This is a genomic window from Alkalibacillus haloalkaliphilus (assembly GCF_007991275.1).
Taxonomy (GTDB): Bacteria; Bacillota; Bacilli; order Bacillales; family Alkalibacillaceae; genus Alkalibacillus; species Alkalibacillus haloalkaliphilus.
Genome location: NZ_BJYA01000021.1, coordinates 1 through 5,204, shown reverse-complemented (window position 1 = coordinate 5,204; position 5,204 = coordinate 1). Strand labels below are relative to the sequence as shown.

The following is a 5,204-nucleotide window of genomic DNA, read 5'->3' as shown; positions in this document are numbered from 1 at the left end:
CAGCGCTCAGGAATTTTTATCAGCGCTCAGGAATTTTTATCAGCGCTCAGGAATTTTTATCAGCGCTCAGGAATTTTTATCAGCGCTCATCAAAAATTTTTTCAGCGCACAATCATCACTTCTTATATAGAGCAACAACAAAAGGTGCTTTGGGACTTCGATTAACCATTTGGTATTTTGCGATATCAACTTCTTTAGCCGGTTTAGTTGCTAAATATTCAAGTAGTTCGTTTTTTTCAATCTCACCTGTTTCGTGACCAGGGTAGATGACAATTACGATATAGCGTTCTGGCTTCAACAGCTTTAGAATGCCTTCAATTGCTTCAATTGTCGTGTTGGCATTCGTCGTAATAGATTGATCGCTACCTGGTAAAAAGCCTAAATTAAAGATTGCACCATCGACCTCATTAACACTTCTTTTATTTAACTCTTCATAGACATGTTCATGGCCGCGTAAGATGGGGGTGATTTGTTTAACATGATGATCATTAAACATTTGTTGTGACTGATCTATTGCTTCTTGTTGAATGTCGAATGAATAGACATGGCCATTTTCACCCACTAATTGACTAAGCATTAAACTATCATGTCCATTACCTAAAGTCGCATCAACGACTACGTCACCTTGTTGAAGAGTATCAATGAATAGCTGGTGTGCAAATGGGATAATTTGTTTCATGAATGTGTCATCTCCAATGGTTGATAATGTTTACCTTGCCAACTGAAGCGGCGTTTGAATTCAGCATCGATTTCATTAAGCACATTAAACTTGTCCATACTCCACATTGGGCCAACCATTAACTCTATTGGACCATCACCGGTAATTCTATGAATGATCATTTCAGGTGGTAATACTTCAAGTTGATCGACAACGAGTTGAACATATTCATCTCGTGATAAAAACTTAACTAATCCTTTTTCATATTGTTTAATCATAGGCGTGTTTTTTAATAAGTGAAGTAGATGGATTTTGATGCCTTGAATGTCTAGCTGAGATACGATCTTTGCTGTTTCTAGCATCATGTCATAATCTTCGCCAGGTAAACCATTAATAATATGAGAGCAAACGCGAATATTATGTTTGCGTAACTTATTAACCCCTTCGATATAACAATCTAAATCGTGAGCTCGATTGATCAGCTCACTCGTTTCTTCATGAGCTGTTTGTAAACCAAGTTCAACCCATAAGTAAGTTCGTTCATTTAATTCAGCTAAATATTCGACGACGTCATCTGGTAAGCAATCAGGTCTTGTTCCAATCGATAATCCAATGACGTCATCTTGTTTCAACACTTTCTCAAACTTCTCTCTTAACTCATCAACAGGTGCGTGAGTATTGGTGTAAGCTTGAAAGTATGCCATATACTTGCCGTTTTTCCATTTGTCGTGCATATTGTCTTTTACTTTATGGAATTGAACTTCTAGATCCTCTGCACGGTCACCGGCGAAGTCACCACTACCAGCAGCTGAACAAAAAGTACACCCTCCATGAGCTACAGTCCCGTCACGATTTGGACAGTCAAACCCTCCATCTAACGGCACCTTAAACACTTTATGACCAAACGTTTGCTTTAAATGATAATTCCATGAATGATATCGTTTATGATCCAACGAATAAGGAAACGGATTTTGCATAATATAACTCCTTAATACTTTAATTCTGAACCTATCTTAACACGTGAGAAGGTTGGTTTGTCACACTGAAGCTGTTATTAACATATTTAAACAGTATGAAGCTTGACATTTATAACTCGGTTGATTAAACTTTATATACAAATATTCTACTATAATTGTATAGCTTAAAAGCAATTATAAAGGAGTAGTAAGAACTTCGACAAACTCAGAGAGGTAACGGTTGGTGAAAGTTACTTTTGTCACTTCTGAACTCGCCTTTTAGTTATGTGTATGAAACAAGTAGTACACATCGTTTTTCCGCGTTAAGGAACTCGAGTGAGCCACGTACATAAGTGTTGGCTAATTTGGGTGGTACCACGGGTAATACTCTCGTCCCAACTTTTTGGGGCGGGAGTTTTTTATGTTTAACCAAAGTTTTACAAAAAATGAAATGAAATAAAGGAGGAATTAATCGTGGCTTTTAACCATCGACAGATCGAAGCCAAATGGCAACAATATTGGGAAGAAAATAAAACGTTCGAAGCGAACACTGATTCAGAAAAGCCAAAGTTTTATGCGCTTGATATGTTTCCATACCCATCTGGTGCAGGCCTTCACGTTGGTCACCCTGAAGGATATACGGCAACAGATATTTTATCTCGTATGAAACGTATGCAAGGATTTGAAGTGCTACATCCAATGGGGTGGGACGCTTTTGGTTTACCTGCAGAACAATACGCGATTGATACAGGTAATGACCCAGCAGTATTCACTCAACAAAACATTGAAATTTTTAAACGTCAGATTAAGTCTCTAGGTTTTTCTTATGATTGGGACCGTGAGATTAATACGACAGATCCCAACTATTACAAATGGACACAATGGATCTTTGTTAAGTTATATGAAAAAGGTTTAGCTTACATCGATGAAGTACCAGTTAACTGGTGCCCAGCTTTAGGAACAGTCTTAGCTAATGAAGAAGTAATTGACGGTGTCAGTGAGCGTGGAGGTCATCCAGTAATTCGTAAACCAATGCGTCAATGGATGCTGAAAATTACAGAATATGCTGACCGCCTATTAGAAGATTTAGATGAACTTGACTGGCCTGAAAGCTTAAAAGATATGCAACGTAATTGGATTGGTAAATCTGAAGGTGCTGAAATTACTTTTGATATTGATGGAACAAACTCTAATTTTAAAGCTTTCACAACTCGTCCTGACACAATTTTCGGTGCAACATACGCTGTCTTATCTCCAGAGCATCCGTTAGTTAATCAAATTACGACTGACGAACAGCGTGACAGTGTTAAGACGTATATTGATGAAGTTGAAAAGAAAAGCGATTTAGAAAGAACGGATTTAGCAAAAGATAAAACAGGTGTTTTCACTGGTGCTTATGCCGTTAATCCAGTAAGTGGAGAAAAGATGCCAATATGGATTGCGGACTATGTTCTAATGTCATATGGTACAGGTGCCATTATGGCTGTACCAGCACACGATGAACGTGACTATGAATTTGCTAAAAAGTTTGACCTACCAATTGTTGAAGTCGTCTCTGGTGGCAACATTGATGAAGCGGCATACACTGAGGATGGTGAACATATTAATTCAGACTTTTTAAATGGACTAAAAACGGATGAAGCTATACAAAAAGCGATTGATTGGTTAGAAGAAAACGGTCGCGGTACGAGACAAACGACATACCGTCTACGTGATTGGTTATTTAGCCGTCAACGTTATTGGGGTGAACCAATTCCTATTATTCATTGGGAAGATGGTACGATGTCAGCTGTTGACGAAGAAGATCTACCACTAGAACTTCCGAAAACGACTGAAATTAAACCATCAGGAACAGGTGAATCTCCATTAGCGAATATTACAGAGTGGGTTGAAGTAACAGATCCTGAATCAGGTAAAAAAGGTAAAATAGAAACAAATACAATGCCACAGTGGGCAGGAAGCTGCTGGTATTACTTACGTTATATCGATCCGCATAATGATGAAATGATTGCTGACCCTGATAAATTAAACAAATGGCTACCCGTTGATATTTACATCGGTGGTGCTGAACACGCTGTACTCCATTTACTATACGCTCGTTTCTGGCATAAAGTGCTGTATGACCTAGGTGTTGTACCAACAAAAGAGCCTTTCCAAAAGTTATTTAACCAAGGGATGATCTTAGGTGAAGGTAACGAAAAGATGAGTAAGTCAAAAGGGAACGTTGTAAACCCAGATGACATCGTAAACTCTCATGGTGCTGACACGCTAAGATTATATGAAATGTTTATGGGGCCTTTAGAAGCTTCAGTTGCATGGAGTACAAATGGCTTAGACGGAGCACGTCGTTTCTTAGATCGTGTATGGCGTTTATTCGTTGATGATGAAGGGAAATTATCAAGTATAGTATCAAAAGATGAAAACCCTGATTTAGAAAAGGTTTATCATGAAACGGTCAAAAAGGTAACAGAATACTACGATGAATTAAGATTTAATACAGCAATTTCACAAATGATGGTGTTTATTAATGAATGTTATAAAACAGATTCAGTACCTCGTGAGTACGCAGAAGGCTTTGTTAAGTTAATAGCACCGATTGCGCCTCATATCGGAGAAGAAATATGGTCTAAGTTAGGTTATGAAGGAACTGTAACTTATGAGCAATGGCCAGCTTATGATGAAGCAAAACTAGTAGAAGATACTGTAGAAATCGTGCTACAAGTAATGGGTAAAGTTAGAGCTAAAGAAAGCGTGCCAAAAGAGGCAACTCAAGAAGAATTAGAAGAAATCGCTCTAAATAATGAAATAATTCAAGAGTGGATTGAGGGTAAAACGGTACGTAAAGTAATTGCAGTTCCAGGAAAACTAGTAAATATAGTAGCTAATTAATGTATTTGGAGGGGTGACCCTCCTTCTACAATTATAAGAAGTGGAGGGGTTAATATGAGTGAGGAAGTAAAAGAAATCTTACCAGAAGAATTAGAGAAAGATATTGAGAATGGTTCAAAATATACTGTAATAGATGTTCGAGAAGATGAAGAGGTTGCGACTGGTATGGTTCCAGGAGCAAAACACATTGCATTACAAACTATACCTGATCGATTAAATGAATTACCGAAAGACAATGAATATGTAATGGTCTGTCGCTCAGGTAGAAGAAGTCATAATGCCTGCATGTTCTTAAATGAAAGAGGATATAAAACGGTTAATTTAAAAGGTGGCATGCTAGAATGGACAGGTGAAAAAGTCTTTTAAGATTTATTATTGACTTTTAAATTTCAACCTGGTTATAATTGTCCCTGTCGCCAAAAAAGATAACAAATTCTTAAATAGCGACAGGGTAATAATTTCCATCTATGAATAATTGACATTATTAGATGAGATACGCTATAATTCTTATTACAACAAATCAATAGAGATGAGTTGTTGATTAATAAAACATCGAACCCAAAAAGTCATTGACACTTATTTTGGTAGATGTTAAATTAATTAAGTCGCCTTTTGAAAAGGCACAAAATAAAATATAAAAAGTTGTTGACTTACAAATCTCAACTTGTTATATTTGTTAAGTCGCTTTTTGAAGCGGCCGA

The 5,204-nt window shown here is 37.2% G+C and carries 4 protein-coding genes and 1 other annotated feature; of the genes, 2 read left to right on the top strand and 2 right to left on the bottom strand.

What is annotated here, in order from left to right; genetic code table 11:
- Positions 1–115 precede the first annotated feature (115 nt).
- Together AHA02nite_RS13670 and AHA02nite_RS13665 are read right to left on the bottom strand one after the other, a co-directional pair.
- Positions 116–679: a tRNA (mnm(5)s(2)U34)-methyltransferase gene (locus AHA02nite_RS13670; protein WP_146818251.1), complete on the bottom strand. Its 564-nt coding sequence runs from the start codon at positions 677–679 to the stop codon at positions 116–118.
- Positions 676–1,635 (bottom strand): TIGR01212 family radical SAM protein, encoded by a 960-nt coding sequence (locus AHA02nite_RS13665; RefSeq protein ID WP_146818249.1) that lies wholly within the window; start codon positions 1,633–1,635, stop codon positions 676–678. Before AHA02nite_RS13665 ends, AHA02nite_RS13670 begins: the two co-directional genes overlap by 4 nt.
- 164 nt (positions 1,636–1,799) lie before the next feature.
- Positions 1,800–2,015 (top strand) — a binding site (T-box leader).
- Positions 2,016–2,088: 73 nt separating this feature from the next.
- Between AHA02nite_RS13665 and leuS the strand changes: the two genes are divergently transcribed.
- Together leuS and AHA02nite_RS13655 are read left to right on the top strand one after the other, a co-directional pair.
- Positions 2,089–4,503 (top strand): leucine--tRNA ligase, encoded by a 2,415-nt coding sequence (gene leuS / locus AHA02nite_RS13660; protein ID WP_146818247.1) that lies wholly within the window; start codon positions 2,089–2,091, stop codon positions 4,501–4,503.
- 54 nt (positions 4,504–4,557) lie between these two features.
- Positions 4,558–4,869: a rhodanese-like domain-containing protein gene (locus AHA02nite_RS13655; protein WP_146818245.1), complete on the top strand. Its 312-nt coding sequence runs from the start codon at positions 4,558–4,560 to the stop codon at positions 4,867–4,869.
- Positions 4,870–5,204 lie beyond the last annotated feature (335 nt).